Origin of the sequence: Streptomyces sp. NPDC018026, assembly GCF_044327745.1 — a bacterium.
GTDB lineage: Bacteria > Actinomycetota > Actinomycetes > Streptomycetales > Streptomycetaceae > Streptomyces > Streptomyces rubrogriseus.
On the sequence record NZ_JBIRFY010000010.1, the window covers coordinates 111,106 to 135,991 of the forward strand.

General features: G+C 73.8%; 28 protein-coding genes. 10 read left to right on the forward strand and 18 right to left on the reverse strand.

The genetic code is table 11. The annotated features are described in order from the left end of the window. Positions 1-19 precede the first annotated feature (19 nt). The 3 genes from ACH4D3_RS28045 to ACH4D3_RS28055 all read right to left on the reverse strand — a co-directional run bounded on the left by ACH4D3_RS28045 (position 20) and on the right by ACH4D3_RS28055 (position 2,182). On the reverse strand, positions 20-805 hold the full coding sequence (locus ACH4D3_RS28045; protein WP_398327376.1) for a hypothetical protein: 786 nt from the start codon (positions 803-805) through the stop codon (positions 20-22). Continuing rightward, positions 802-1,221, reverse strand: a complete 420-nt coding sequence (locus tag ACH4D3_RS28050; protein WP_398327378.1) for a hypothetical protein — start codon at positions 1,219-1,221, stop codon at positions 802-804. Before ACH4D3_RS28050 ends, ACH4D3_RS28045 begins: the two co-directional genes overlap by 4 nt. A 166-nt stretch (positions 1,222-1,387) precedes the next feature. After that, positions 1,388-2,182: an SDR family NAD(P)-dependent oxidoreductase gene (locus ACH4D3_RS28055; RefSeq protein ID WP_398327381.1), complete on the reverse strand. Its 795-nt coding sequence runs from the start codon at positions 2,180-2,182 to the stop codon at positions 1,388-1,390. A gap of 193 nt (positions 2,183-2,375) precedes the next feature. Between ACH4D3_RS28055 and ACH4D3_RS28060 the strand changes: the two genes are divergently transcribed. The 4 genes from ACH4D3_RS28060 (at position 2,376) to ACH4D3_RS28075 (ending at position 7,422) form a co-directional block, all read left to right on the forward strand. Then, a complete protein-coding gene (locus ACH4D3_RS28060) occupies positions 2,376-3,548 on the forward strand; it encodes a hypothetical protein (RefSeq protein WP_398327384.1) in 1,173 nt (390 codons plus the stop codon). A gap of 163 nt (positions 3,549-3,711) precedes the next feature. Further along, positions 3,712-4,275, forward strand: a complete 564-nt coding sequence (locus ACH4D3_RS28065) for a 2Fe-2S iron-sulfur cluster-binding protein (protein WP_398327387.1) — start codon at positions 3,712-3,714, stop codon at positions 4,273-4,275. Continuing rightward, a complete protein-coding gene (locus tag ACH4D3_RS28070; protein ID WP_398327390.1) occupies positions 4,272-5,264 on the forward strand; it encodes an FAD binding domain-containing protein in 993 nt (330 codons plus the stop codon). The genes ACH4D3_RS28065 and ACH4D3_RS28070 overlap by 4 nt, the downstream gene beginning before the upstream one ends. Positions 5,265-5,292: 28 nt before the next feature. After that, a complete protein-coding gene (locus tag ACH4D3_RS28075; RefSeq protein ID WP_398327393.1) occupies positions 5,293-7,422 on the forward strand; it encodes a xanthine dehydrogenase family protein molybdopterin-binding subunit in 2,130 nt (709 codons plus the stop codon). Positions 7,423-7,498: 76 nt separating this feature from the next. Here the strand turns inward: ACH4D3_RS28075 and ACH4D3_RS28080 are convergent, their stop codons facing one another. Then, positions 7,499-8,947, reverse strand: a complete 1,449-nt coding sequence (locus tag ACH4D3_RS28080) for a hypothetical protein (RefSeq protein ID WP_398327396.1) — start codon at positions 8,945-8,947, stop codon at positions 7,499-7,501. 204 nt (positions 8,948-9,151) lie between these two features. On the opposite strand from ACH4D3_RS28080, the gene ACH4D3_RS28085 reads away from it, so the two are divergent. The 3 genes from ACH4D3_RS28085 (at position 9,152) to tgmB (ending at position 10,786) form a co-directional block, all read left to right on the forward strand. After that, positions 9,152-9,472: a DUF1232 domain-containing protein gene (locus ACH4D3_RS28085; RefSeq protein ID WP_398327399.1), complete on the forward strand. Its 321-nt coding sequence runs from the start codon at positions 9,152-9,154 to the stop codon at positions 9,470-9,472. Positions 9,473-9,591: 119 nt separating this feature from the next. Further along, a complete protein-coding gene (gene tgmA, locus ACH4D3_RS28090; RefSeq protein WP_315979479.1) occupies positions 9,592-9,783 on the forward strand; it encodes a putative ATP-grasp-modified RiPP in 192 nt (63 codons plus the stop codon). Positions 9,784-9,799: 16 nt separating this feature from the next. Continuing rightward, on the forward strand, positions 9,800-10,786 hold the full coding sequence (tgmB, locus tag ACH4D3_RS28095) for an ATP-grasp ribosomal peptide maturase (protein ID WP_398327402.1): 987 nt from the start codon (positions 9,800-9,802) through the stop codon (positions 10,784-10,786). A gap of 15 nt (positions 10,787-10,801) precedes the next feature. Here tgmB and ACH4D3_RS28100 read toward each other — a convergent pair whose 3' ends face one another. From ACH4D3_RS28100 to ACH4D3_RS28120, 5 genes are all read right to left on the reverse strand, one after another. Next, positions 10,802-11,017, reverse strand: a complete 216-nt coding sequence (locus ACH4D3_RS28100; protein ID WP_003978167.1) for a hypothetical protein — start codon at positions 11,015-11,017, stop codon at positions 10,802-10,804. A 108-nt stretch (positions 11,018-11,125) separates the two neighbouring features. Next, complete coding sequence (locus ACH4D3_RS28105) at positions 11,126-11,620, reverse strand: hypothetical protein (protein WP_398327406.1); 495 nt, start codon at positions 11,618-11,620, stop codon at positions 11,126-11,128. A gap of 154 nt (positions 11,621-11,774) precedes the next feature. Then, on the reverse strand, positions 11,775-12,038 hold the full coding sequence (locus ACH4D3_RS28110) for a DUF5133 domain-containing protein (protein ID WP_398327409.1): 264 nt from the start codon (positions 12,036-12,038) through the stop codon (positions 11,775-11,777). Between the two features lie 98 nt (positions 12,039-12,136). Further along, entirely contained in the window at positions 12,137-12,982 is an 846-nt protein-coding gene (locus ACH4D3_RS28115) for an NAD(P)H-binding protein (protein ID WP_398327412.1), read from the reverse strand. Beyond that, entirely contained in the window at positions 12,979-13,428 is a 450-nt protein-coding gene (locus ACH4D3_RS28120; RefSeq protein WP_398327415.1) for a nuclear transport factor 2 family protein, read from the reverse strand. The genes ACH4D3_RS28115 and ACH4D3_RS28120 overlap by 4 nt, the downstream gene beginning before the upstream one ends. Positions 13,429-13,559: 131 nt before the next feature. On the opposite strand from ACH4D3_RS28120, the gene ACH4D3_RS28125 reads away from it, so the two are divergent. Next, the gene (locus ACH4D3_RS28125; RefSeq protein WP_398327418.1) at positions 13,560-14,153 is read left to right on the forward strand and encodes a TetR/AcrR family transcriptional regulator; all 594 of its coding nucleotides are present in this window, start codon (positions 13,560-13,562) and stop codon (positions 14,151-14,153) included. Positions 14,154-14,172: 19 nt separating this feature from the next. Here ACH4D3_RS28125 and ACH4D3_RS28130 read toward each other — a convergent pair whose 3' ends face one another. From ACH4D3_RS28130 to ACH4D3_RS28140, 3 genes are all read right to left on the reverse strand, one after another. Next, complete coding sequence (locus ACH4D3_RS28130) at positions 14,173-15,942, reverse strand: ABC transporter ATP-binding protein (protein WP_398327421.1); 1,770 nt, start codon at positions 15,940-15,942, stop codon at positions 14,173-14,175. A gap of 160 nt (positions 15,943-16,102) precedes the next feature. Continuing rightward, a complete protein-coding gene (locus ACH4D3_RS28135) occupies positions 16,103-16,648 on the reverse strand; it encodes a hypothetical protein (protein ID WP_385356553.1) in 546 nt (181 codons plus the stop codon). Positions 16,649-16,676: 28 nt separating this feature from the next. Beyond that, on the reverse strand, positions 16,677-17,255 hold the full coding sequence (locus ACH4D3_RS28140) for an ATP-binding protein (RefSeq protein WP_398327425.1): 579 nt from the start codon (positions 17,253-17,255) through the stop codon (positions 16,677-16,679). 180 nt (positions 17,256-17,435) lie between these two features. On the opposite strand from ACH4D3_RS28140, the gene ACH4D3_RS28145 reads away from it, so the two are divergent. Both ACH4D3_RS28145 and ACH4D3_RS28150 read left to right on the forward strand, forming a co-directional pair. Further along, the gene (locus ACH4D3_RS28145; RefSeq protein ID WP_356856013.1) at positions 17,436-17,663 is read left to right on the forward strand and encodes a DUF397 domain-containing protein; all 228 of its coding nucleotides are present in this window, start codon (positions 17,436-17,438) and stop codon (positions 17,661-17,663) included. A gap of 126 nt (positions 17,664-17,789) precedes the next feature. Next, positions 17,790-18,710 carry a helix-turn-helix domain-containing protein gene (locus tag ACH4D3_RS28150; RefSeq protein ID WP_398327429.1) on the forward strand — a complete coding sequence of 307 codons (921 nt, stop codon included), beginning with the start codon at positions 17,790-17,792 and terminating at the stop codon, positions 18,708-18,710. Positions 18,711-18,747: 37 nt separating this feature from the next. On the opposite strand, the gene ACH4D3_RS28155 is transcribed toward ACH4D3_RS28150, so the two are convergent. The 6 genes from ACH4D3_RS28155 to ACH4D3_RS28180 form a co-directional block, all read right to left on the reverse strand. After that, on the reverse strand, positions 18,748-19,566 hold the full coding sequence (locus ACH4D3_RS28155; protein WP_398327432.1) for an SAM-dependent methyltransferase: 819 nt from the start codon (positions 19,564-19,566) through the stop codon (positions 18,748-18,750). Between the two features lie 147 nt (positions 19,567-19,713). Further along, positions 19,714-20,994: an ABC transporter substrate-binding protein gene (locus ACH4D3_RS28160; RefSeq protein ID WP_398327435.1), complete on the reverse strand. Its 1,281-nt coding sequence runs from the start codon at positions 20,992-20,994 to the stop codon at positions 19,714-19,716. Further along, a complete protein-coding gene (locus ACH4D3_RS28165; RefSeq protein ID WP_398327437.1) occupies positions 20,991-22,181 on the reverse strand; it encodes a branched-chain amino acid ABC transporter permease in 1,191 nt (396 codons plus the stop codon). The genes ACH4D3_RS28160 and ACH4D3_RS28165 overlap by 4 nt, the downstream gene beginning before the upstream one ends. Next, positions 22,174-23,073: a branched-chain amino acid ABC transporter permease gene (locus tag ACH4D3_RS28170; protein WP_398327440.1), complete on the reverse strand. Its 900-nt coding sequence runs from the start codon at positions 23,071-23,073 to the stop codon at positions 22,174-22,176. The genes ACH4D3_RS28165 and ACH4D3_RS28170 overlap by 8 nt, the downstream gene beginning before the upstream one ends. After that, on the reverse strand, positions 23,070-23,867 hold the full coding sequence (locus ACH4D3_RS28175; RefSeq protein ID WP_398327444.1) for an ABC transporter ATP-binding protein: 798 nt from the start codon (positions 23,865-23,867) through the stop codon (positions 23,070-23,072). The genes ACH4D3_RS28170 and ACH4D3_RS28175 overlap by 4 nt, the downstream gene beginning before the upstream one ends. Further along, on the reverse strand, positions 23,864-24,655 hold the full coding sequence (locus ACH4D3_RS28180; protein WP_398327447.1) for an ABC transporter ATP-binding protein: 792 nt from the start codon (positions 24,653-24,655) through the stop codon (positions 23,864-23,866). Before ACH4D3_RS28180 ends, ACH4D3_RS28175 begins: the two co-directional genes overlap by 4 nt. Positions 24,656-24,886: the final 231 nt, after the last annotated feature.

Sequence of the window (24,886 nt, forward strand, 5' to 3'; positions counted from 1 at the left end):
CGCCGGCGGCGCGCGCGGATCACAGGGCCTCCAAGGCGTCTCGAAGCCGTCGCAGCAGGGCCGTGTCGGGGTCGTCCCACCCGGACGCCCGAGGTTCCGGGCCGGGGACGAGAGGCGGCGCGGCGGGCGGCGCGGCACGGACGAGTCCGTCGGCGGCGAGGCGGCGCAGTTCGACCAGGGTGTGGTACGTGCGGCAGGCCAGCGCCGACGCGATCTGAGCGGCGGTGCGGACGCCGTCCACCTGGGCCAGGGTGCGGCCGCGCCGCACGGGCAGCTCGGCGGTGTCCGTGCCCGGCGCCCGGGTCAGGGGGAGGGTGTCGACGGCGGGGTCGGGCCAGATCCGGTCCAGCAGGGCGCGCCGGCGCCCGGACTCGCGGACGACGACGTCCACCGGGACGGAGCGGACCACGCCGAGCCAGTGCACCGCGCCGGGCCGGAAACGCTGTGCGCGCGTGTCGTGGGCCAGCACGAAGTACGCTGCGTCGAACAGCGCGCCCAGGTGGCAGACCTCCAGCGCGCCCGCGGTGAGCCGGCCGCTGTCCACCAGCCGGTGACCGACCCGGTGCTGGACGCCGCCCCGGTCGACCGCGTCCCACCAGCCGTCCGGCGGGACCGCGCCACTGCGGGTGAGCAGCGCGCCGAGGTCGGGGGTGAAGGCGGACTCCACGTGCACGACGCGGCCCGCCGAGAGGTAGACGATGCCCCGCTCGCCCGACAGCGCCCCGGTCGCTCCTTCGGCCGCGAGGGCCCCGAGCGCCTCCGACGTCGTCTCGTGCGTGGCCCAGGTGGTCGTCACCCGGGTCATCCGAGCACCAGCCGGTCCGCCATCTCGGCCAGCCGGATGCGGGCCAGGGCGAGGTTCCCGTCGTTGCGGTCCAGCCACAGGTGGAGGAAGACGGTGCTGTCGAACGGGGTGCTGACGAACCTGAGCAGGTGGTAGGAGTCGCCGGTGGTGGCGATCAGGTCCTCCACCGGGGGTTCCTTGCCGGGCTCCACGGTGCCGCCCCCCGTACCGGCCGACGTACCGCCCGCCGCCAGGGAGCCGCTCTCCGCGACGTGCCGGCCCAGCTCCGCCGTCTCCGCGGCCGTCGCCTCCCAGTCGCCGCCCGGCGCCTCGCCGACGGCGCCGAGAGCGAGCCCGCTGATCCAGTCGACCAGGGACGCTCCGCGCGCGCCGGGCAGTCGCATGGCTTCCAGCAGACTCTCGTCGATTCCGGGCACGCCGGATCCCCTCCCCTGCACGGCTGTACCGCGAACGTGACGACGACACTACGGAAAGTGCACGCATCCGGTGAGCGCTTTGGCATTTTCCAGAGGAACGTGCCCGCGGGCGGGCATACTGCGCTGTTCGGCCCCGTTCCGGGGGACCCCAGGGACGCCAGGGACGCTACGGCAGGATCGAGTCGACGTATCCGCCGTCGACCCGGACGGCCGCGCCGGTGGTGGCGGAGGCGAGCGGGGAGCTGAGGTACACCACCAGGTTGGCGATCTCCTCCGGCTCGATCAGCCGCTGGAGCAGGGACTGCGGGCGGTGCTCGCGCATGAAGACGCGCTGGGCCTCGTCCCAGGGCAGGTCGCGGTCGACCAGTTGGTACACGAAGTCCTCGACGCCCTCGGTGCGGGTGGGTCCCGCGATGACGCAGTTCACCGTGACGCCGCTGCCCGCGGCCTCCTTGGCGAAGCCCCGGCCGACGCCGAGCAGGGCGGTCTTGGAGACGCCGTAGTGGATCATCTCGGCCGGGATCACGACGGCCGAGTCACTCGCGATGTACAGCACGCGGCCCCAGCCGCGGTCCCTCATCCGGGGGAGATGGGCGCGCGTCAGCCTGACGCCCGCGAGGACGTTGATCTCGAAGTAGCGGCGCCACTCGGCGTCGCTGATCTCCAGCGCGGGTGCGGCGCCGAAGACGCCGAGGTTGTTCACGAGGATGTCCACGTCGGGCAGCGTCTTAAGGGCGCGCTCGGCGCCCTCCTCGGTACCGAGGTCGGCCGCGACCGGCACGAACGTGCCGTCCGGGACCTCGGCCCGCAGCTTGTCGACGCTCTCCTCCAGGCGTTTGGCGTCGCGCCCGTTGACGCCCACGGTGGCACCGGCCCGCGCCAGTCCGGCGGCGATCGCCGCGCCGATGCCCTGCGAGGAGCCCGTCACCAGTGCGGTGCGTCCGCCGAGGTCGAGGTTCATCAGGTCGCTCCTTTTCCTGCCGTACGGTCGGTCGGGTTGCTGCTGCCCACCCTCACTCACGACGCATCCGCGACCCGGCCGGCCGCACCGCGCGCCCGCCCCGGCCCGCCCGGTCGGCGGACCCCCCGGTGCTCTCGGTTGACCTGCGGCGACGATACTTGCTACGTCCGTGCCCCTGCTGCCCGATGGACCCATGCCGACCTCATCCACCGCCCGCCCCACGTATCCGCCCACGCTGTGGGCCGCTCGCGGCCGCCATGTCGGCTCCGCGGCCGAGGACACCGTCCGGCACCGGCTGCGGCGGCTCAAGGACGACCACGTCGTCGACGACTTCCTGGAACCGCCCGACGAGCCGGCGGCCGAGCCCTCGGCCGCCGGGACCCCCGGCCCCCGCATTCTCGAGGCGCGCTGGAAGGCCCCCGGGGCCGTCACCGTGCGGGCCAGGCTGATCCTGGAGCCCGCGTCGGCGGGCGGGCAGGAGTGGACGCTGCTCGCGGAGGCCGAGGAGGCCTGGGACCTCGCCTGGCCCTCCCCCGCCACGATGTTCTGGCCGGACGACCCGGACGTCACCTGGGACCGGGACGCCGCCACGGGGCTGCGCCTGCGGGGCATCAACACCCTGCCCGACGACGACAAGGCCGTGCGCCGGCTGCTCAAGGAGGCGGGGCGCAGCCCGTGGAACATCCACGTGGTGGTGCACGAGGCGATGACCCCGGACCACCGCGGCCGGGTGCCGCTGGCGCAGCGGCTGCCGCCCGGTCTGCGGCACCGGGTGGTCGAGCACCGCGCCGCGCCGCAGCAGTTGCGGGTGGTGAACTGGGCCCTGGAGGACTTCGGGGTCCAGGTGCCGCGCGGCGGCGCCGTGGTGCTGCCCGGCACACCGGCCCCGGCCGACTACGCCGCCGGTGACTTCTCCGTGCGCACCGTGTTCCTGGACGGCTCCGAGCCCACCGCGCTGATCGCTGCGGTGACGTCCTTCGCCGCGCTGCCCAGGCCGCTGCCCGACGACGCGGTGGCGGCCCTCGCCTCGCTGCGGGAGGACTGGCGGCTGCTGACGCTGGAGGAGGAGCTGGAGCGCGAGCGCAAGCTGGTGAAGATGTACGCCGAGGCGCTGGAGGCCATGACCCAGTCCCGTGACCTGTACCGGGAGGCGGCGGAACGCGCGGCCGAGGCCCTCGCCGTGTACCGGGAGTCCGCCGCGGCGGCACCGGCCGGACCACCACCGTCCCAGACTCCGTCGGCGTCTCCGCTGCGGGGTCTGACCCGGACGCTGGAGCGGTTCCGGGGTTCCGCCCGCACGCCCCGCCCGGACGCCGCCGACCGCGACCCCGCGGAGCGTCCCGGGAGCCCGGCGACCGACGACTGACGACTGGCCTGCACGACGGGAGCGCGCACTATGGGGGCGCGCACGACGGGGCGCGCACGACGGGCCGCCGCCGGGGTGAGGGCACCCTCACGTGTCATCCGGCGGGAGGTGGATACGCGGACGCCACAGGAGCACCGGCCCGTCCCGGAAGGTCACCGACGCCATGGACAGCCAGCACGACAGCGCCCCCGCTTCCCGCCCACCGGAGTCCTCCCGTTCCCAGACCACGCTCCGGGTCAACGGCAAACCGCACACCCTCACCGTCGATCACCGCCGCGTCCTGCTGGACCTCCTGCGGGAGGACCTCGAACTCGCGGGCGCCAAGAAGGGCTGCGACCACGGCCAGTGCGGCGCCTGCACCGTCCTGGTCGACGGGCGGCGCGTCAACAGCTGCCTGCTGTTCGCGGTCGCCCTGGACGGCTGTGAGATCACCACCGTCGAGGGTCTCGCCGGGGACGGCGAGGAGCTGCATCCGCTCCAGCGCGCCTTCCTGGACCGCGACGCCTTCCAGTGCGGCTACTGCACCCCGGGCCAGATCTGCTCCGCGGTCGGCGCGCTCGCCGAGGCCGCGGCCGGGCACCCCTCGCACGTCACCGACCCGGCGGCACCCTCCGGAGAACCCGTCGCGCTGGGCCGGGAGGAGATCCGGGAGCGGCTGAGCGGCAACCTGTGCCGCTGCGGTGCCTATCCGCGCATCGCCGACGCCGTCGAGGACGTGATCCCGTGAAGCCCTTCGGCTACGTCCGCGCGGGCAGCGTCGAGGAGGCCACCGAGGCCTTCGCGGCCCACCCCGGCGCCCGCTACCTCGGCGGCGGTACCAACCTCGTCGACCTGATGAAGCTCGGGGTGGAGACCCCCGCCGCGCTCGTCGACGTCACCCGGCTGCCGCTGGACACCGTGGAGGAGCTGCCCGACGGCGGACTGCGGGCGGGGGCGACGGTCCGCAACAGCGACCTCGCGGCCCACCCCGCCGTCCGCGACCGCTACCCCGCGCTGTCCCAGGCGCTGCTGGCCGGCGCCTCGGGGCAGTTGCGCAACGCCGCCACCACCGGCGGCAACCTGCTGCAGCGCACCCGCTGCCCCTACTTCCAGGACGTGTCCAAGCCCTGCAACAAGCGGGAGCCCGGCACCGGCTGCGGCGCGCTGGAGGGCGTGCACCGGGACCACGCGGTCCTCGGCCACTCCGACCAGTGCATCGCCACCCACCCCTCGGACATGGCGGTGGCGCTGGCCGCCCTCGACGCGCGCGTCGAGCTGCACGGCCCCGAGGGGACCCGGAGCGTGCCCGCCGCCGACTTCCACCGGCTCCCCGGGCTGCATCCGGAGCGGGACACCGAGATCCACCCCGGCGAGCTGATCACCGGCGTGGTCCTGCCCGCGGGCACGGCCGGGCTGCCCTCGGCGTACCGCAAGGCACGCGACCGGGCGTCGTACGCCTTCGCGCTGGCCTCCGTCGCCGTCGTGCTGCACCTCGCGGACGGGGTGGTGGAGCGGGCCGGGATCGCCTTCGGGGCGCTGGCGCACCGGCCCTGGCGGGCCCGGCGGGCCGAGGACGCGCTGCTGGGCGCGGCCCCCACGACGGCGGCGTTCGAGCACGCGCTCGACCTGGAGCTGGCCGCGGCGGAACCGCTGCGGGACAACGCCTACAAGGTGCCGCTGGCCCGCCGGCTGGCCCTGGACGTACTGGGCCGGCTCGCCCCGCCCGCCACGACCTGACGACCGAGGCGTCCACGAGGAGGACTCCATGACCGCCACCGATGCCGTCCTGGGCGCTCCCGTCGAGCGCCGGGAGGGGCGGGAGAAGGTCACCGGCACCGCCCGGTACGCCGCCGAGTACCCGGAGCCGGGCCGCGCCCAGGCCTGGCCGGTACCCGCGACGGTCGTACGGGGCCGGGTGACCGGCGTCGACACCGCGGCCGCGCTCGCGCTGCCCGGCGTACTCGCCGTGCTCACGCACGAGAACGCGCCCCGGCTCGGCGCTCCCGACGACCCGACGCTGGCCGTGCTGCAGGGCCCGCACGTGCCGCACCGGGGGTGGTTCGTGGGCCTGGTGGTGGCCGAGTCGCTGGAGGCGGCCCGGGCCGGTGCCGCCGCCGTGCGGATCACCTACGAGACCGAGCCGCACGACGTGACACTCACCGCCGCGCACTCCGGGGCCTACGTCCCGGACTCCGCCAACGGCGGCTTCCCGGCCGTCACCGGGCACGGTGACCCGGACGGCGCGTTCGCCGCCTCGGCGACCCGGGTGGACGTCGCGTACACGGTGCCGCCGCTGCACAACCACCCCATGGAGCCGCACACCAGTACGGCGCACTGGGACGGCGAGCGGCTGACCGTGCACTCCTCCAGCCAGGGCACCTCGGCGGTGCGGGCGGAGCTGGCGCGCCTGTTCGCCCTGTCCGAGGACCGGATCACGGTGCTCGCGGAGCACGTGGGCGGCGGTTTCGGCTCCAAGGGCACGCCGCGGCCCGAGGTGGTGCTGGCCGCGATGGCGGCGCGGGAGACCGGGCGGCCGGTCACCGTCGCGCTGCCGCGCCGCTACCTGCCCTCCGTCGTCGGACACCGCGCGCCGACCCTGCACCGGCTGCGCCTGGGCGCGGACGCCGGCGGCCGGCTGACGTCGCTGGTGCACGAGGTGACGACGCACACCTCCCGGGTGAAGGAGTTCGTGGAGCAGGCGGCGGTCCCGGCCCGCGTCATGTACGGCACGCCCGCCCTGCGCACGGCCCACCGAGTGGCGGCGCTGGACGTGCCCACACCGTCCTGGATGCGCGCCCCGGGCGAGTGCCCCGGCATGTACGCCCTCGAGTCCGCCATGGACGAGCTGGCCGCCGAACTGGGTGTCGACCCGGTGGAGCTGAGGATCCGCAACGAACCGGAGAGTGAGCCGGACAGCGAAAAGCCCTTCAGCAGCAGGCATCTGGTGGAGTGTCTGCGCGAGGGCGCCCGGCGCTTCGGCTGGGAGGGCCGCGATCACCGGCCCCGGTCCCGCGAGGCGGGGGCCCTGCTGATCGGCAGCGGGGTGGCCTCGGCCACCTATCCGGTGCTGGTCTCCCCGTGCGTCGCCGCGGCGCGTGCCCTGCCCGACGGCGGTTTCCTGGTGCGGGTCAACGCCACCGACATCGGCACGGGTGCCCGGACGGTGCTCGCGCAGATCGCGGCGGACGCCCTCGGCACCCCGCTGGACCGGGTGCGGCTCGACGTAGCCGACAGCGGCATCGGGTTCGCCCCGATGGCCGGTGGTTCCTCGGGCACCGCGTCCTGGGGGTCGGCCGTCCACGAGGCGTGCGTGCGGCTGAACGGCCGGCTGGCGGAGCACTCGGGGCGGCTGCCGGACGAGGGGATCACGGCCGAGGCCGACACCTCCGGGACGGCGGACGCCGAAAGCCCCTTCGCCCGGCACGCGTTCGGTGCCCATTTCGCCGAGGTGGGCGTGGACACCGTCTCCGGCGAGGTCAGGGTGAGGCGGCTGCTGGGCGTCTTCGCCGCGGGGCGCATCCTCAACGCGCGCACGGCCCACTCCCAGTTCATCGGGGGCATGACGATGGGGCTCGGTATGGCGCTGACCGAGGACAGCACGATGGATCCGGTGTTCGGCGACTTCGTGCAGCGCGACCTGGCGGCGTACCACGTGCCCGCGCACGCCGACGTCACCGACCTCGAGGCGCACTGGGTCGAGGAGGAGGACGACCACCTCAACCCCATGGGCAGCAAGGGGATCGGCGAGATCGGGATCGTGGGCTCGGCGGCGGCCGTCGGCAACGCCGTCCACCACGCCACCGGCATCCGCTTCCGGGAGCTGCCGCTCACTCCGGACCGGGTGCTCACCGCGCTGCTCGCACACGAGCACCCCGCGGGCATGCTGGGCGTCTGACGGCGGACCCGTGGTGGTCCGCGCCGGTTCACCGTCCGGCGCGGACCACGCACACGGTGCGGGGATCGGGCGGCGGTCAGTCCGCGGCGGTGCGGCCGGACACGGCCACCGGGCGGGCCGGCCGGCGGCGGGCGGAGTCCTGCGAGGCCACCCGCACGCACAGCGCCGTCAGCGCGACGAGCGAGGCCGCCACGGCCACGCCGACCGCGACCCAGAGCGGTGCCAGCGTGAGGTCCGTGACCGGGGTCACCCGCGCCGAGGGGGTGGCGCTGCCGTAGAGCCTGGCCGCGGCCAGCGCCGCCGGTCCCACCACCGCGGCGGCGAGCATCGGCACGGCCGGCCGCACGGTCAGCAGCAGGGCGAGCACCAGGCAGAGCGCCGACAGGCCGAGCGCCACCCCGTAGGCCGGTGCCGAGGCGTCACCGCGGTGCAGCGGGAAGTAGGCGACGCCGCACCCGGCCAGGACGGCGACGGTGAGCCGGGCCGGCCAGGCCGGACCGCGGGCGGCCCGCCGCGTTGCGCGGTCGCGCACCGCTCGGGCCCTGTCGCGGTCGCGTGCGGCACGGGCGCTGTCGCGGTCGGGTGCGGCACGGGCGCTGTCGCGGTCGGGTGCGGCGCGGGCGCTGTCGCGGTCCCGTCCCCGGCGGAACGGGCGGAGCGGCCTGCGGAGTTCACGACCGCGGCGGTCCGCTCGGGCGGAGGTGCCGCCGAGCCCCGCCGGCCGGGGTGCGAGCTCCTCCCCGTCGTCCTCGTCGGCCGCGTCCCGGTCCGCCCGCGGCCGCCGGGCATCGGGCCGCTCCGGGCGCACGTGGCCGCTCTCGGCGAGCCGGCCGATCAGTTCGACCAGTTCCTCCACGGGCCGGCCGGTGGCGGCGGCGCGCACGGCCGCCCGGCCGCAGTGCGGTTCCAGGGGCGTGCGGTGCAGCAGCGCCATCAGCCGGGTCACGTCCTCCACGGACCGGCACTCCGCCGCGGCCCGGATCGCCTCGTCCGCGCTGTCGCACTGGCGCGGCGGCCGGGTCAGCAGGCCGACCAGCCGGGTCACGTCCTCGACGGACCGGTTCACGCCGACCGCGCGAAGCGCGTCCCCCGTGGCCTGTGCGTACTGGGGTGACCGCTCCAGCGTCGTGATCAGGTCGACGACCTCGTCCAGCGGCCGGTCGGCCACGGCGGCGCGCACGAGGTCGCCGACGGGATCGCCGTACCCGTGGGCCGCTTCGGCCTCCACGTCGGCGTCCGCGTCGGCGCCCGTGCCGGAGTCGGCGCCGGGTGCGCGGGGGCCGGGGCCGCCGGAAGCGGGGAGATCGGGGTCGGGATCCAGTTCGGGGAGGTCGGCGTCGTCGAAGTCGACGTCCCAGACGTCGCTCTCCTGCTCGGGCACGGTGCGGCCGGAAGAGGTCCGTGCCCCGGGTTCCGCGCCCGGCGGTCGCGCCGTGCCGGTGGTCGTGGTCGTCTCCCCGGTGGGCAGGTCCAGGGCGGATATGGCGTACTCGGGCGAGCGGGGTGATGAAGAGCCGGTCGTCATGATCTCTCCGTGTGATGGGGGTGCGGCCGCCCTGCGTCCCCGACATGCGACTCGCGCTGTGTGCTGCCATTACTAGGCACGTCCACCGCACCGTGCCACTCCGGGTGGGCCACCGGGATGAGAGAACCCGTCCCGCGGACTTGCCGCCGCCGGCGGCGGGCATCCGGTCAGGGAGGCGCGCACCGCGCGCCGGAGGAGGGACCCGTGGACACGACCACAGTGATCGTCGTGGCGGTGCTGCTCGCGGCGCTCGTCCTCGCGGCGGCGGTCGCCGTCCTGGTGCGCCTGGTCCGCACCCGACGGGACCTCAGGCGGGCCGGGCTTCCGACGGGCCCGCGCTGGGTGTTCTGGGGGGCGGTCCTCTACTTGGTCCTCCCGGCCGACCTGTTGCCCGATCCGGTCTACCTGGACGACATCGGCGTCCTGCTTCTCGCCCTGCGGTCCACGCGCGGCGCGACCGGCGGCCGGCAGGGCCCCGCGGAACGGCGGCGGACCACCGGCCCGCCCGGTGATTACGCAGCGTAAGGAAACCAATCACCCGTTCGATTCGTATAAGTCTCTGGAAGCCGAAGGAAGTCGGCGGACCAGATGACGGCGCAAAGGGACCGTCATCTGATCGGCGCAGCACCGACTAGGGAGAGACGATGCAACCGTTCGCGCTCAACTACGCACGGCCGACAGTGGAGTTGGAAGCCACCACTCCGTACGTCTACGACTCCGGGCTGCAGTTGAACGTGCTTCTCGACGGGCGGGTGGCCGCCTGCGACCACGCGCTGCTGAGAGAACTGGGGACCACGACCTCCACCGCGGGGTCGAAGACTCACTTCGACGACTGAACACGGGTCGTCGAGAATGACCGTGTTGATCCTGACCAGTGAAGAGGACGTCACCGCCGACATGGTGGTGGTGCACCTGAACGCGTCAGGGGTACCGGTGGTCCGGCTGGACCCCGCCGACCTCACCGACTCCGTCGCGCTCTCCGGCGAGTTCGTGCACGGCTCCTTCCGGGGCCATCTGTCCTCGGGGGGCCGCCTGGTGAGCATCGGGGGGCTGCGGTCCGTCTGGGTGCGCAGGCCGGGGGGCGCGGCGACCCGGGCCGCCGAGCCGTCCGCGTGGCTGACCGAGGAGGCCGGTCAGGCGCTGTACGGCATGCTCCGGGGCTCGGGAGCGCGCTGGATGAACCAGCCCGACGCCGCGCACCGGGCCAGGTACAAGCCCTGGCAGCTGCGTCTCGCCCAGCGGTGCGGGCTGCCCGTGCCGGCGACGCTGATCACGACGTTTCCGCGGGCGGCGCGCGAGTTCGCCGAGCGCTACCCGGATCTGGTGGTCAAGCCCGTCTCGGGCGCCCACCCGCAGGATCCGCCGCTGGCGGTGCCGACCAGCCGGGTGCCGCCCGAGGCCGACTTCTCCGCCGTCGCGCACGGCCCGACGCTGCTGCAACGCCGGGTCGCCAAGCGGGCCGACATCCGGCTGACCGTCGTCGGGGAGGAGCTGCTGGCCGCCCGCAAGACGGCACTCGCGAGCCTGGACCCCGACGAGGTGGACGTCCGCTTCGCCGGATCGGGCGAGCCGTGGCGGCCGGCCGAGGTGCCCCGGCGGGTCGCCGAGGGGGTCCGCGCCTACCTCCGGGCGGCCGGACTGGCCTACGGCGCCCTGGACTTCGCCGAGGACGGCGACGGCACCTGGTGGTTCCTCGAGTGCAACCAGTCCGGGCAGTTCGGCTTCGTCGAGGTGGACACCGGCCAGCCGATCGCCCGCACCATCGCCGACTGGCTGGCCCGGCCCGGCGCCGCGGACGCGGTGGAGCCGGGCGGCCCCGACGCGGCGGCGGTCGGGTGAGGCGGGCCGCGGCCGTCAGTGCGGGCGCGGTCCGGGCAGCAGGGCGGTGCGCTGCCAGCCGGCGCCGGGGGACGGCTGGCGCTCGGCGCCCGGCAGGTGTCCGGGGGCGCGCAGCGGACGCATGACCACCTCCAGTTCCCTGCTCACACGCTCGGCGTCCCGCCGCACCTGCTCGGGGACGTCACCGCGTTCGGCGACGAGTCGGTCGTAGATGGGGGAATCCTGGAACACCCGTCAACGTGCCTTTCGTGTCGTCCGCCCCCGCACGGAGGCGCGACTGAGCAGTCTAGGCGCCCGTTCACGTGGTGGTGCGCATTCCGCCAGGATGTGAACGGCCGCTCAGGCGCCGGTCGTGGAGCCGGGCCGCACGATCATGAGGATGGTCACGGTCGCCCACAGCAGGTTGAACACGCCGGTGAACATGGCGAGCCGGGCCGTGCGGGCCCGTTCGACCGGCCGCCCGTCGGTCAACTCCTCCAGCAGTTCCTCCTGGCGCGGCAGCACGAAGGCGGCCAGGAGCCCCGCGGCGACGGCCGTGAGGGTGATGGACGCGACGAGCCAGGCGTCCGACAGCACGCCCATCGCGGCGGCGGTGGCGAAGCCCAGGACCGGCACCGCGATGCCCAGAGCGGCGTAGACCCGGCAGATGCGGTGCAGCAGCCGGACGGTGCCGACGCCCCCGGCGTCCCCGGCTCCCGCCCCGTCCGCTCCCCCGACGGTCGCGGCCACCGGCACCCGCCGGGCGGCGGCCGGGAACATGCTGGCCGCGACGGTGACGGGTCCGACGGCGACGATGGCCGCCAGGACGTGGAGGGACAGCAGGATCTTGGTCATGGGGCGGGCTCCGGGGGATCGGGCGATGCGGTGATCGAGATCCACGGTAGGAAGACCGCGACCGGTCGCCCAGAGGCTGAAACGACGACTTCCGACGGGATCTCGCCAGTGCCGCCACCGGGGGCCGGCGGGCAACACCCGGGCTCCCGGGGCATCACACGGCCAGTGACAGGCCGCTCTCCCCGTCGACGTCCGCCGGGCACGCCTGCGGTGTCGCGCGCCCCTTGGCGAGCAGCAGCGCGTCCGCCTTCGCCACCGCGTCGTGGACACTGGTCGTCGCCAGCATCACGCACAGTGTGTAACTGACGTCCGCCAGTTCCCGCGTCACCGCGGGCCGCGGCCGCTCGGCCTGGGCGATCCGCAGCGTTGCGTACCGCGTCAGCAACTCCCTGACGACCTTCGGGTCCGGTTCGAGCACGAAGCGCCCCTCTCTCGGCTTTCGCTGCGTATGCCCGGCCCCCGCCGTCACAATCGCACCGTGCCCGCCGCCGCCCGCAATTGACCGGATCCGGGCGTTCAACGCCCTGCCGACTCCCTGTGCACCACCTCCCGGAAGGCGCGCGGCGGGCGGCCGGTGACGCGTTCGACGATGTCGGTGGTGCGGTCCTCGGCCCCCTGGGCGATCGCCCGGTCCAGGTCGGCGAGGAGCGCGGCGAAGTCCGGCGGCACCACGCTCGCGAGGCGGGCGCGCAACTCCTCGGGGGTCAGGCCGCGGTGGACGACCGGCCTGCCGCCGGCCCTGGTGAGGACGGCGGCGATCTCGTCGTGGTCGAGGGCCTCGGGGCCGGTGAGGACGAGACCGGTGTTCGGGGCGCGGTCGTCGGTGAGGGCGTGCACGGCGACGGCGGCGATGTCGTCGGCGTCGACGAAGGCCACCCGGCCGCTCCCGGCGGCGGTCCAGAAGGTGCCGTGCCTGCGGATGCCGTCCGCGTGGGCGTGGTCGCCGGTGAAGTTCTGCATGAACCAGGAGGGCCGGAGCACGGCCCACTGGTCGAACAGGCCGGGCAGTTCGCGATGCACCGCGCCGACCGCGGGGCCGCCCTCGGGAACGGCGGAGGAGCTGAGCAGCACGGCGCGGCGCACGCCGGCCGCGCGGGCGCGGCGCAGGAAGGGCAGCATGACCGCGGCCGGATCCGTGTCGCCCACCGGCGGGACGAGGTAGACCCGGTCCGTGCCGTCGAGGGCGGCTTCGTGCGTGGTGGCGTCGTACCAGTCGAAGCGGACCGGCTCGGCGCCCGGCACCGGGGCCGCGCGCCGTCCGGCGGCCTTCACCCGGTGACCGGCGCCGACCAGCCGCGCGGTGGTGCGGCTCCCGGTCGTGCCGGTGGCGCCGACGACCAGTGTCGTGCCGATGCCGGTCATCGGGTGCCGGCGGCGAAGTCGGCGCCGGGTTCCAGTACTGCCAGTGGGTTCCAGTAGTCACGGCAGGACGTGAACCGCCCGTCCTCGACGGTCGCCACGACGATGTACGTCATGTCGAAGGGGGCGTCCGTCCGCACCAGCCGGCCGACACCGCGCATCTCCACCACGACGGTGCGTGCGTCGGTCGTCTCGTGGATCCGCAGTTCGGGGAAGTCGTGCAGGTCGATGTGGTCGGGGTAGTGCCGCATGTAGGCGGCGACCGCCTCCCGCCCTTCGAGCCGCCGCGGCCAGCCGTCGGGGGCGAAGGGGAACTCCGCCACACCGTCGTCGGCCCACAGGCCGACCCAGGCGTCGATGTCCTTGTCCAGCAGCAGGCGCAGCCCGTGCCGGAACAGGTCCGACGCGGCGGCGGGCGCGCCGGAGGGGTGGGGAACGGGGATGGACATGGGTGTGCTCCTCTGCATCGCGCCTTCCCGGCGCATCCGTCGCATAGAATTCGGACCGGTGGTCCGCTTCAAATAATACGGACCGCCGGTCCGCTTTGCAACGCCCCCCACCCTTCGACGGAGGAGACCCCGTGACCGAGCGCAAGCCCCGCAAGGACGCGGCCCGCAACCGGGCCGCCGTCCTCGCCGCCGCCGACGCGCTCTTCGTGCGCTGCGAGAGCCCGGACGACGTCACCATGGCGGACGTCGCGACGGCGGCCGGGGTCGGCAAGGGAACCCTCTTCCGGGCCTTCGGCGACCGGGTCGGACTGGTCGCTGCGCTGTACGCGGCGCGGCTCGAACCGGTCGAGGAGGCCGTCGAGACGGGTCCGCCGCCGCTGGGCCCCGGCACCCCGCCGCGGGAGCGGGTCGCCGCCCTGCTCGACGCGGTCCTGTGCTTCAAGCTCGACAACCGGGGCCTGGCGCTGGCGCTGGAGGCCGCCGGGCGCGACAGCCCCTACGACGCCGGACACTACGAGCGCTGGCACGGCCTGCTCCATGCGGTGCTGGAGGAGGTGCCCGGCCTCGACGACGGGGAGTTCGCCGCCCACGCGCTCCTCGCCGCCGTCCGCGCCGACCTCGTCGAGCACCTGGCCGGCCGGCGGGGCGTGTCCCGCGAGCGGATGCGCGCCCAGCTCGCCGACTACACGGCCCGCGTCCTCGGCGGCCCCTGCGCACCGGCGTGAGAACGGGACCCGGACGCGCTCAGGCGACCTGACCGCTGTGGAGTGCGCTGTACGCCCCTCCCCCGGCCAGCAGTTCCTCGTGCGTGCCGATCTCCTGGATGCGGCCCTCGCCCATCACCACGATCCGGTCCGCGCCCCGCACGGTCGACAGCCGGTGCGCCACGACGAAGGTGGTGCGCCCGCGCAGCAGCCGGGCCAGCGCCTGCTGGACGAGCGCCTCCGAGCGGGTGTCCAGCGCCGAGGTGGCCTCGTCGAGGATGAGCACCCGGGGGTCCCTGATCAGGGCGCGGGCGATGGCCAGCCGCTGACGCTGCCCGCCGGACAGCCGCGCCCCGTGTTCCCCGACCAGGGTGTCCAGACCCCGCGGCAACCGGTCGACGAACTCCAGGGCGTTGGCGTCGCGCAGGGCGTCGCGCACCGTCTCCTCGTCGGCCTCGTCCATGCCGTAGGCGACGTTCTCCCGGATGGTGCCGTCGAACAGGATGGACTCCTGGGGCACCACCGAGACGAAGCGCCGGTACGTGCGCAGGTCGAGGGTGTTCATGTCGGTTCCGTCGAGCAGCAGCCGACCCGAGGTCGGCCGCAGGAAGCCGATCACCAGGTTGAGGACGGTGGACTTGCCGGCGCCGGACGCGCCGACCAGGGCGATGGTCTCGCCGGGCTCGACGGAAAGGGTGAAGTCGCTGACGGCGGGCCGTCCGTCGCCGTCGTAGAGGTGCCCGACGCCCTCGAAGGCGACGGCTCCGCGCAGTGCGGTCACCTCCTTCTTGCCTTCGTTGTCCTCCAGTTCGGGGGCCTGCAGCACCTCGCCGACCGAGCGGACGGACTCCAGGCCCTTGGTGATGACGGGGGCGAGGCCCGCCAGCGTCGTCGTGGAGTTGGTGAGGGTGGTCAGGAAGGCGCTGAGCATGACGACGTCCCCCGCGGTGACGCCCCAGACGTCGTAGTACGAGATCAGCGCGGCTCCCGCCAGCACCAGGACGCCGACCACGTTGAGCACGACCCAGGAGAGCGAACCGAAGCGTCCGTTGACCAGGTCCAGGCGCATCCCGGAGGTCAGCAGCCGGTCCAGGGTGCCGTCCATGCGGCGCAGCGCCTTGCCCTCCAGGCCGTGGGCCCGGGTGACCGGGATGAGCCGGGTCATCTCCGTGACCCGGGAGGACAGGGTCTCCACCTCGTGGCGGAAGCGTTCGTTGTGAGTGCGCAGCCGGGCGCGGAGGCGGGCCACGAGGAGGGAGGCCGCGGGGACCACGACGAGGAAGACGGGCAGGAACTCCGGGGTGCGCACGGCGATGATGACGAGTCCGCCGGTGAGGACGGTGAACGCGCCGAGCCCGATCTCGGCGGTCTGCTGCACCATCTGCTCCACCGTCTCCACGTCCCGGACCACCTTGGCCTGCAGCACGCCCGCGCTGACCCGCGAGTGGTAGCCGATGGAGAGCTGCTGCATCCGCGTGCACAGCGCGGAGCGCAGGGCGGTGCCCATGCGGCGCACGCTGCCGTACAGCAGGCGGACGTAGAGCAGGTGCAGCGGGTAGTTGACCACCAGGATGAACATGATGAGCCCGGTGCTGGTCCACAGGTCGGTGATCGGACCGTGCTGGACCACGGTGTCGACGATGGCGGCGGTGACGAGGGGCAGCAGCCAGATCGGGCTGTGCTTGACGGTGAAGACGGCGACCGCGCCGGCCAGTCGGCGGCGGTCGGCGCGGAACAGGTAGACGAGCGTGCGTATCGGGTGTTCGCCCCGGTAGGTGTGATCGAGCGGCTTTTCCATCGACGACGCCATCGGCGTGGTCCTCCTGGTGACCGAGTGGGGCAAGCGCTTGCTTCCCGCGCTTTCCTACCCTGTCGGCCGGGAGCACGCCACACCGTTCCGCGCCTTGGGAGGGACCCGCGCCTTCTCCCCCGTGGAGGGCGCGGGTCCCGGTCCGGGAAGGGTGCCGGTCTCAGTCCCCGAGGGTGCGGGCGAGTTCGCTGGTGGCGCGCATGATCTCGGTGTCGTCCTCCGCCAGCAGCCGCTCCAGTCCGTCCCGCCGGGCGCGGACGGCCTGCCGCGCCGCGCGCTCCCAGGCCACCGGGTTCTCACGGTGGTTGAGCAGCTTGGGGTAGGCGGTGGCGGTGGTCTCCCACTGTCGGGCGTCGGCGATGTTCTTGAGCAGCTGGATGATCTGCGCCCGGCAGCTCACCTGGGGCCGCTGCGCCAGCTCCCACAGGAAGGGCACGGTCGCGGCGGTCGCCTGCTCGACGACGAAGCCGTACTGGCAGATGCGCCTGCGCAGGTCGCCGAGGGCGGCGCGGGCGGTTTCGGCGTCGCCCCGGGCGACCTTGCGCAGCAGCCGGGGAATGGCCGCCGCCGAGCCGGTGGAGTCCTGGATGTCGCTCCAGGGCACGCCGTCCAGGCCCGCGAGCAGGGTGGTGGTGCGGGGGGAGCCGGGCGGCGTCTGACGGTCGGTGCGCCGGATGCTCGGCTCGGGTGTCGGAGCGCTGCGCATGGTGTGGGGCCCTTCCGCGGCAGTCGGGTCAGGTGAGGGGGCGGGTCGGCAACGTGGCCCAGACCGTCTTGCCGGCCGGCGGGCGCGGGGTCCAGCCCCACTCCTCGGCGAGGGCGTCGACGATGCACAGGCCCCGTCCGTGCTCCCGGAGTGCGGAGCCGTCGGACGGGTCGAACCGGGGCGCGCCGTCCCCGGGATCGGAGACGGTCAGCGTCAGCCGGCCGGAGCCCAGGGCGAGTCCGAGCCTGATCTCCGGTGCGCCGGCCGCCGACGGCGGCACCGCGTGCGTCAGCGCGTTGGAGACGAGTTCGGTGATCACGAGGACCGCGTCGTCCCCGAGGTGGTCGAGCGACCATCCGCGCAGGGTCTCCCGCGTGAAGACCCGGGCCCGGGCGAACCCCTCCCCGCTGCACGCGACGCGCAGTACGGCGGCGGCCGGGCGGTTGCCGAGGGCGGGACGACCCGCGTACGGGGCGGACGACGCCGGGTCGGCCCGGCCGACGGTGGCTCGCACCGGGTACGGGAGCCCTCCGGAGCGGGTCGTCGCGCCTGCCTCCGACACGGGTTCGCCGGGCGACCGGAGCGTTGGATGCGCAGGTGACGGCACAGCATCTCCCTGATGCGACGTCAGAACAGGGCGTCGACCAAGGGGTTGACGCCACGGCTATTATCCACGCTTAGAGCGCTCGCGTGCAATTGCACGAGAAATTGCGCGAAAAAAGTCGGATGGGGGCGCTCGGGGACCGGCACGACTCGGTCCGCTCCCCCGAACAGCAAGGAGACCGCGGTGCCACCAGTGCGCAACGGAGTGCAGGCCAGCTTGTTGGACGCCTGCTGGAAGAAGAGTCGGCACAGCAACGCCGAGGGCAACTGCGTCGAGGTCGCCCTCGTGGACGGAGGCATCGCGATGCGCAACTCCCGTGATCCCGACGGTCCGGCGCTCGTCTACACACCGGCCGAGGTGGCGGCGTTCCTGGCGGGCGCGAAGGAGGGCGAGTTCGACCACCTGGTGTAGGGCGCGGGGCGACGCGGCGGCCCCGGAAGCGGAGCCCAACTACCCGATTTCCACGGGCGGATGCGCCGGGCACCGATGGGATGAGATAGTCTTTCCTTCAAGTCTGCCGGTCTGCTGGGAGTCAGGATGTCCGCCGCGTCGCATCGCATCTCCCGTCTCGAACCCTATCTGGATCGGGCCGAGCCGGCTCCGACCCTGCTGAAGATGCTCGTCGGCGTCCAGCTGACGGGATTCCGCGAGGACGCCGGCCTCTCCCAGGACCAGGCCGCACGCGCGCTCGGCTTCAGCGCGGCCAAGCTCTCGCGCATCGAGTCGGGCAAGGGCCGCAGGCCTCCCACGGAGACCGACGTCCGGGCACTGCTTGAGCAGTACGGCACCGATCCGTACGAGGCCTCGGTGCTGCTCAAGCTGTTGCAACGGGCGGGCGAACCGGGCTGGTGGCAGCGGTACGACAAGCGCCTGATGCCCGAGTGGTTCGACCGCCTGGTCGGTCTCCAGGAGGCCGCGGCGACCATCCGTACCTTCGAGATCCAGTACGTCCCCGGTCTGCTGCAGACCGAGGCGTACACCGATGCCGTGGTCAGGCGCGGCCTGCCGAACGCACCCGCGAGCGAGGTCGGGCGCCGGGTCGAACTGCGCAAGCGCCGGACCGAGTTGCTGAAGCGTGCCGACGCGCCGCAACTGTGGGCGATCATCGACGAGTCCGTGCTGCTGCGTGTGCTGGGCAGCCGCGAGGTCATGCGCGAGCAGCTCGCCCACCTGGCCGCGATGGCGAGGCTGCCCCAGGTGACGCTGCAGATCGTGCCGCTGGACGTGACGAACGCGTCGGCGCCCGCGATCCCGGTCACCTATCTGCGTTTCGGTGGCACCAGCCTGCCGGACGTGGTCTACCTGGAGCACATCAGGAGCGCCAACTTCCTGGAGGACCAGGACGAGACCGAGGAGTACCGGGTCGCGCTGGACCGGCTGGCCGACGAGGCGCTCACTCCCCGGGAGTCACTGGAGCGGCTGCGCGAGACGATGGCGACGCGCTACCCGGACAAGTAGCGCCACGAACGACGGCGGGCGGCCTGGCCGGCCGTCGTCAGCGCAGACGTCCCAGGCCGCCGAACTCGATCCACTCGTCGGTGAGCTGACGCGGCGCCACCTCGGTGTCCGGGCGCCAGGTGGAGACCTCCACGAGCCCCGGCTCCAGGATGTCCATGCCCTCGAAGAGTGCCTCGACGTCCTTGGGCTCACGCACCCGGCCCCAGTGGCCCTGCGTCGCCTGGTCCATGAAGTCCGTGACGAACTTCCGCACCTCGGCGTCCTCGCTGACCAGCTGGCACATCACCGCGAAGCTGCCGGGCGCGAGCCGCTCGGTCACCCGGCGGACGACCGCCAGGGGGCCGTCCGTGTCGCTGTCCGGGATGCAGTGGAACACCGAGTTGAACAGCACGGCGACCGGCTTCGACAAGTCGATCAGGCGCTGGGTGTCCGGGTGGGAGAAGATCTCCTCCGTCGCCCGCATGTCGGCGTGGATGACGGCGGTCTGGTCGTTCTGGTCGAGCAGCGCCCGGCCGTGGACCAGCACCATCGGGTCGTTGTCGACGTAGACGACGCGGGAGTCGGGGGCGACCCGCTGGGCGACCTGGTGCACGTTGTCCTGCGTGGGCAGGCCGGAGCCGTGGTCGAGGAACTGGCGTATCCCGTAGTCCTCGGCGAGGACGCGGACGACCCGCTGGAGGAAGCGCCGGTTGTTCAGAGCCAGTCGCCGCGTACTGGGGACGACCTTGTCGAGTTGGCCGACGGCGGCCCGGTCGGCCGCGTAGTTGTCCTTGCCGCCCAGATAGAAGTCGTACATCCGTGCCGCTGTCGGCACGTTGGCGTCGATCTCCGTGGACAGCTGCTTGTCGGCTTGCATCGTTCCCCCAGCTCCGTACCGGCGCCAACTGGACTGGCATGACAGACAGTACATCCTAAAGACCTAGTGGTCAGCCAAACCAGAGGCAGGATCAAGTGGCCGTCAAACCCGTTGTCATCAGGTTCAGTTGACGGCCACTCGATCGGGTCAGCCGCGCCCGGCCAGGTACGCGTCCACTCCGGGCGCCTGGTGGGCCTCCTCCACGCCGACCAGCCCGCCGAGCGCCTTGGCGTCGGGCTTCAGCACGTAGGTCGACCGGCTGGCCGGCGCGGTGACGTAGGTGAAGTTCTGCGGGGTGCCGAGGCCGGTGTCGGCGTTCTTCTGCGAGCGGTGCGCCTTGACCACGTCCTGCCGGGTGAGGCTGCCGCCCTCGCAGGCCTTCTTCAGGTCGGTGCCCATCAGCCGGGCGGCGTTGTATCCGGAGAGCACACCGGAGTCGACGGGCTCGCCCGGGTAGGCCTTCTGGTAGGAGGCGACCATCTTCTTGACGCCCGGCAGGTCGGAGCTGACCGCCGGGGCGGCACTCACCACGTGCACCATGGCTTCCAGCGCCGCCGCCGCGGGCGTCTTCAGGAGCTGCGGCGCGTAGCCGGGCGCGCTGCTGACGATCGGCACCTTCAGACCTCGGGCGGCGGCCACGCCGGCCAGGGAGGCGGTCTGGGCGGGGCCCGCGCTGATCAGGATCGCCTTCACCCCGGCCTTGCTCAGGGCGGACACCTGCGCGGTCAGGTCGGTGTCCGTGGCTTTGATCTTCTGCCCGGCAACCTTCATCCCCGCCTGTTCGGCGGCCCACTCGGAGCCCTCCAGCGCGTTGGCGCCGTAGTCGCCCTCGAAGTAGACGTGGCCGATCGTGTCGCCCTTGGCGAGCTTCTTGGTGCGGGTGAGGAAGTCGACGGCGGCGATCATGTCGAGGTCGTAGGTGGTGCCGAGGACCTGGACGGAGTCCCGGCCGAGCAGCGAGGCCGCCCAGGCCTGCGGGAAGGTCAGCATGTGGTCCCGCTCGATGTCGTCGAGCAGCGCGGCCACCACCGGGGAGCCGATGACCTGGGGCAGCGCGACGACGTCGGGGGCGATGTCGGCGTAGGCGGTGACCGCCTTCTGCACGTCGTAGCCGTGATCCTTGACGACGATCTCGACCTCGCGTCCGCAGATGCCGCCCGCGGCGTTGGTCTCGTCGGCCCACATCTGCTGGGCCTGCACGATGCTCTTGCCGAGGGTGGCGTAGGGGCCGGTGAGGTCGGTCAGCGCGCCGAGTCTGACGGTCTTGTCGGTGACTCCGGGGCCGGACTTGACGCCGTCGGCGGCGTCGTCGGTGCTCCCGCCGTCCGCCTTGGAGCTGCAGGCGGTGCCCGCGAGCAGCACGGCGGCCAGGGCCGCGGCCAGGGCGGCGGTCCGGGTGGTGCGGGGCCTGGGGTGCTTGACGTTCACGGGGTGTGCTCCTTGGCTCGTGCGGAGGTGTCGTCGGTGCCGGAGGTGTCGTCGGTGCCGGTGGTGCCGGTGGTGCCGGAAGGGGCGTCCGGGCCGGTCCGGGCGGGTCCGGACGAGGGTCCGGTGCCGGGTGGGCGGCGGCGCAGGCGGGCGCGGCCGCGGCGGGCCAGTCCGTGCAGGCCGTCTGGGGCGTAGAGGAGGATCACGACGATGGCCGCGCCGTAGAGGTAGCGGGACGCCTCGGTCGGGCCGATCGAGCCGCCGCCGGACCCGGGTGCCGCGACCAGGGGCAGCTGGTCTGCGTAGCGGGTCATCAGCAGGGGCAGGGCGGTGACGAAGACGGCTCCGGCGGTGGCTCCGGCCACCGAGCCGAGGCCGCCTATGACGATCATGGCGAGGTAGTCGACGGAGAGGGCGAGGGAGAAGTAGTCGGGCACCACGCGGCGGAAGGAGAGCGCGAGCAGGACTCCGGCGAGGCCCGCGTACATGGACGAGACGACGAACGCGGCCGAGCGGTACCGGGCCACGTGCACGCCCATCACGGCTGCCGCGGTCTCGCTGTCGCGCACCGCCGCCAGGGCGCGTCCGGGCCGTCCGCGCAGCAGTCCGCGCGCGGTGAACCAGGTGACGGCGAACAGGGCCAGGCCCAGGTACCAGAGCCGTTCCTCGGCGCCGAACGGCACGCCCAGGAGGGTGAGTTCGGGGTCCGACTCGGCGAAGGTGAAGCCGCCCAGTTCCAGCGGCGGCACGGAGCGGCCGTTGAAGCCGCCGGTGACGGAGTCCGCGGTGAGCAGGACGTGGTGGCCGAGGAAGACCAGGGCGAGGGTGGCGACGCCGAGGTAGATGCCCTTGACGCGTCCGGCGACGGGGCTGAACAGCCCGCCCGCCGCCCCGGCGAGCAGGACGGCCAGGACGGCGGCGACGGCGGGCGGCAGCCCCGGCCCGGGCTCGCCCGCCAGCCAGACGTAGCCGTAGGCGCCGACGGCCAGGAAGAAGGCGTGTCCGAGGGAGAGTTGCCCGGCGGTGCCGCTGAGCAGGCCGAGTCCGACGGCGCCGATGGCCGCGGCCATGGAGAACAGGCCGATGCGCAGCCAGAAGGCGTCCAGGTAGAAGGGCAGGGCGCACAGGAGCAGGGCGACCAGCAGGAGCGGGCCCCGCCCGAGGAGGAGGGTGCGCGGGTCAGACACGGGCCGCTCCCTTCGCCGCGAAGAGTCCGGCGGGACGCACCAGCAGGACCAGCACCATCACGGCGTACGGCGCGACGTCGCCGAAGCCCTCGCCGAGGACGTGCAGTTCGGACTGGTAACCGGCGACGAAGGCCTCGGTGAGGCCGATCAGCATGCTGCCGACCAGGGCGCCGACCGGGGAGGTCATGCCGCCGAGGATCGCGGCGGGGAATGCCTTCAGCGCGATCTGGCCGGTGGTGCGCTCCAGGCCGGGCGCCGGGAAGGCGACCAGGAAGACGGCGGCGAGGGCGGCGAGGGCGCCGGCCAGGCACCAGGCGGCGGTGCGTACGCGGGTGAGCCGTACGCCCATGAGGGCGGCGGCCTCCCGGTCCTCGGCCGCCGCGCGCAGCGACAGGCCCCAGGGGGTGTACCGGAAGAGGGCGAAGGCGCCGCCGATGGCGACGGCGGACACCAGGATCGCGGCGATGCGGCTGTCGGCCACGGTCACCGGGCCGAGGTCGGTCACGGCCGAGCCCCAGGGGTCGCCGAGCGGCAGCAGGTCTCCGCCGATGCGCCGGGCGAGGTCGGTGACCAGGACGATGTCGACGCCGATGGTGACGATGGTCTGGACGTGGGCGGCGTGCGGGTCGCTCCCGCCGACGCGTTGCAGCACCAGCCGGTCCAGCGCCCCGGCGGCGGCCGCCGTCACGAGCACCGCGACGGCCAGTGCCCCGGCGAAGCCGAGGTCGTCGTGGAGGACGGCGACGAGGTAGCCGCCGAGCAGCAGCAGTGAGCCGTGGGTGAAGCTCAGGACGCCGGAGGCCTTGAAGATGGTGACGAAGCCGAGGGCGATCAGGGCGTACACCGAGCCCAGGGCGAGGCCGCCCAGCAGACTGTCCAGGAAGCCGGTCATGCCGCGTCCTCCCCCGTGGTGGCGGTGCCGAGGTAGGCGCGGAGCACCTCGGGGTCGCGGCGGACCTGGTCGGGGGTGCCGTGGGCGACGGCCCGGCCGAAGTCGAGGACGGTGACCTCGTCGGCGAGCCGCATGACCAGGCCCATGTCGTGCTCGACCAGGACGACGGACAGGCCGAGTTCGGCGCGGATCTCCCGGACGACCTCGGTCATGCGGGTGCGTTCGGCGGCGTTCATGCCGGCCACGGGTTCGTCGAGCAGCAGGACACGGGGCTCCAGACACAGGGCGCGGGCGAGTTCTACGCGTTTGCGGTCGCCGTACGACAGCAGCGCGACGGGTGAGTCGAAGTGGGCGCCGAGACCGGTGAGTTCGGCGATCTCGCGGGCCCTGGCGAGGTGGGCGCGCTGTTCGCGCCGGGCGCGCGGCAGGCGCAGGGCACTGGCCGTGAAACCGGCGCGGGACAGTGCGTGCCGACCGAGCATCAGGTTGTCGGCGACGGTGCCCTGGGTGGTGACGATGTTCTGGAAGGTGCGGGCGACGCCCAGGGCGGCGATCCGGTGCGGGGCGAGCCGGGTCAGTTCGGCGGCGCCGAGCCGTACGGTGCCCGCGGTGGGCCGGTACAGGCCCGACAGGACGTTGAAGCAGGTGGACTTGCCGGCGCCGTTGGGGCCGATGACGGCGTGCACGGTGCCGGGGGCGACGGTGAAGGAGACGTCGTCGAGGGCGAGGAGACCGGCGAAGCGCACGGTCACGCCGCGCACGTCGAGCGCGGGCGGTGCGGCGGGGGCGGTCACGCGGCCCCCTTCCCGTCGGCGCCGCCGGTGCTCTCGCCCAGGTAGAGGCGGCGTACGGCGTCCGTCCGGGCGAGGTCGGCGGCGGCGCCGGACAGCCGGATCTCGCCGACCTCAAGGACGTGGGCGTGCTCGGCGAGCGACAGGGCCATGCCGGCGTTCTGTTCGACGAGGAGGACGGCGGTGCCCTGGGCGTTGATCTCGCGGACGACCTCGGCGATGCGGTCGACCATCATCGGGGCGAGTCCGAGCGAGGGCTCGTCGAGCAGGAGCAGGCGGGGTGCGGCCATCAGGGCCCGGCCGATGGCGAGCATCTGCTGTTCCCCGCCGGACAGCAGACCCGCGGCCTGGCGGGTGCGCTCGGCGAGCCTGGGAAACAGCGTGAAGACGCGCTCCCTGGCCTCGCGGACCTGGGCGGGGGCGCGACGGTTCAGGCCGAGCCCGCCGGCCCGCAGGTTCTCGTCGACGGTGAGTCCGGCGAAGACCCGCCTGCCCTCGGGCACCTGGACGACTCCGGCGCGTACGGCGGCGACCGGGTCCCGGCCGTCCAGGACCGTGTCGCCGTAGCGGACCCGTCCGGCCGTGATCGCGCCGCGGTGCAGGCGCAGGGTGCCCGAGACGGCCCGCAGCAGCGTCGTCTTGCCGGCGCCGTTGGCTCCGAGCAGCGCGACGACGGCGCCGTGCGGGACGGTCAGGGACACGGAGCGGAGGGCGGACAGTGCGCGCCCGTACGTCACGTCGAGGCTTTCGACGTGCAGCGCGGGCGCGCCGTCCGGTGGTGCTGCGGGCATCGCGGCTCCTTGGGACCGGGCCGGAACGGCACGGTGACGGTGAAGGGGGGAGCTCACGACAGCACGGACCCCGGGGGCCGTACAGGGTGGTCCGGCAGGGTCGCTGCGGGGTCCCAGTCCCCGGGCGCCGAGTCTGTGCGGATGCCCAGAAGCAGGCCTCGCGGGGCGGCCCCGAACGGCCGGGAACACCGCCGCCCGGCTGCGGCACTGGAGCCGGGGGCGGTGCGGGAA

Coding starts and splice junctions, on each gene's coding strand:
- ACH4D3_RS28045 (WP_398327376.1), bottom strand. CDS start 805: ATGACCCGGGTGACGACCACCTGGGCCACGCACGAGACGACGTCGGAG.
- ACH4D3_RS28055 (WP_398327381.1), bottom strand. CDS start 2,182: ATGAACCTCGACCTCGGCGGACGCACCGCACTGGTGACGGGCTCCTCG.
- ACH4D3_RS28060 (WP_398327384.1), top strand. CDS start 2,376: ATGCCGACCTCATCCACCGCCCGCCCCACGTATCCGCCCACGCTGTGG.
- ACH4D3_RS28065 (WP_398327387.1), top strand. CDS start 3,712: ATGGACAGCCAGCACGACAGCGCCCCCGCTTCCCGCCCACCGGAGTCC.
- ACH4D3_RS28075 (WP_398327393.1), top strand. CDS start 5,293: ATGACCGCCACCGATGCCGTCCTGGGCGCTCCCGTCGAGCGCCGGGAG.
- ACH4D3_RS28080 (WP_398327396.1), bottom strand. CDS start 8,947: ATGACGACCGGCTCTTCATCACCCCGCTCGCCCGAGTACGCCATATCC.
- tgmA (WP_315979479.1), top strand. CDS start 9,592: ATGCAACCGTTCGCGCTCAACTACGCACGGCCGACAGTGGAGTTGGAA.
- tgmB (WP_398327402.1), top strand. CDS start 9,800: ATGACCGTGTTGATCCTGACCAGTGAAGAGGACGTCACCGCCGACATG.
- ACH4D3_RS28105 (WP_398327406.1), bottom strand. CDS start 11,620: ATGACCAAGATCCTGCTGTCCCTCCACGTCCTGGCGGCCATCGTCGCC.
- ACH4D3_RS28115 (WP_398327412.1), bottom strand. CDS start 12,982: ATGACCGGCATCGGCACGACACTGGTCGTCGGCGCCACCGGCACGACC.
- ACH4D3_RS28120 (WP_398327415.1), bottom strand. CDS start 13,428: ATGTCCATCCCCGTTCCCCACCCCTCCGGCGCGCCCGCCGCCGCGTCG.
- ACH4D3_RS28130 (WP_398327421.1), bottom strand. CDS start 15,942: ATGGCGTCGTCGATGGAAAAGCCGCTCGATCACACCTACCGGGGCGAA.
- ACH4D3_RS28135 (WP_385356553.1), bottom strand. CDS start 16,648: ATGCGCAGCGCTCCGACACCCGAGCCGAGCATCCGGCGCACCGACCGT.
- ACH4D3_RS28150 (WP_398327429.1), top strand. CDS start 17,790: ATGTCCGCCGCGTCGCATCGCATCTCCCGTCTCGAACCCTATCTGGAT.
- ACH4D3_RS28155 (WP_398327432.1), bottom strand. CDS start 19,566: ATGCAAGCCGACAAGCAGCTGTCCACGGAGATCGACGCCAACGTGCCG.
- ACH4D3_RS28170 (WP_398327440.1), bottom strand. CDS start 23,073: ATGACCGGCTTCCTGGACAGTCTGCTGGGCGGCCTCGCCCTGGGCTCG.
- ACH4D3_RS28180 (WP_398327447.1), bottom strand. CDS start 24,655: ATGCCCGCAGCACCACCGGACGGCGCGCCCGCGCTGCACGTCGAAAGC.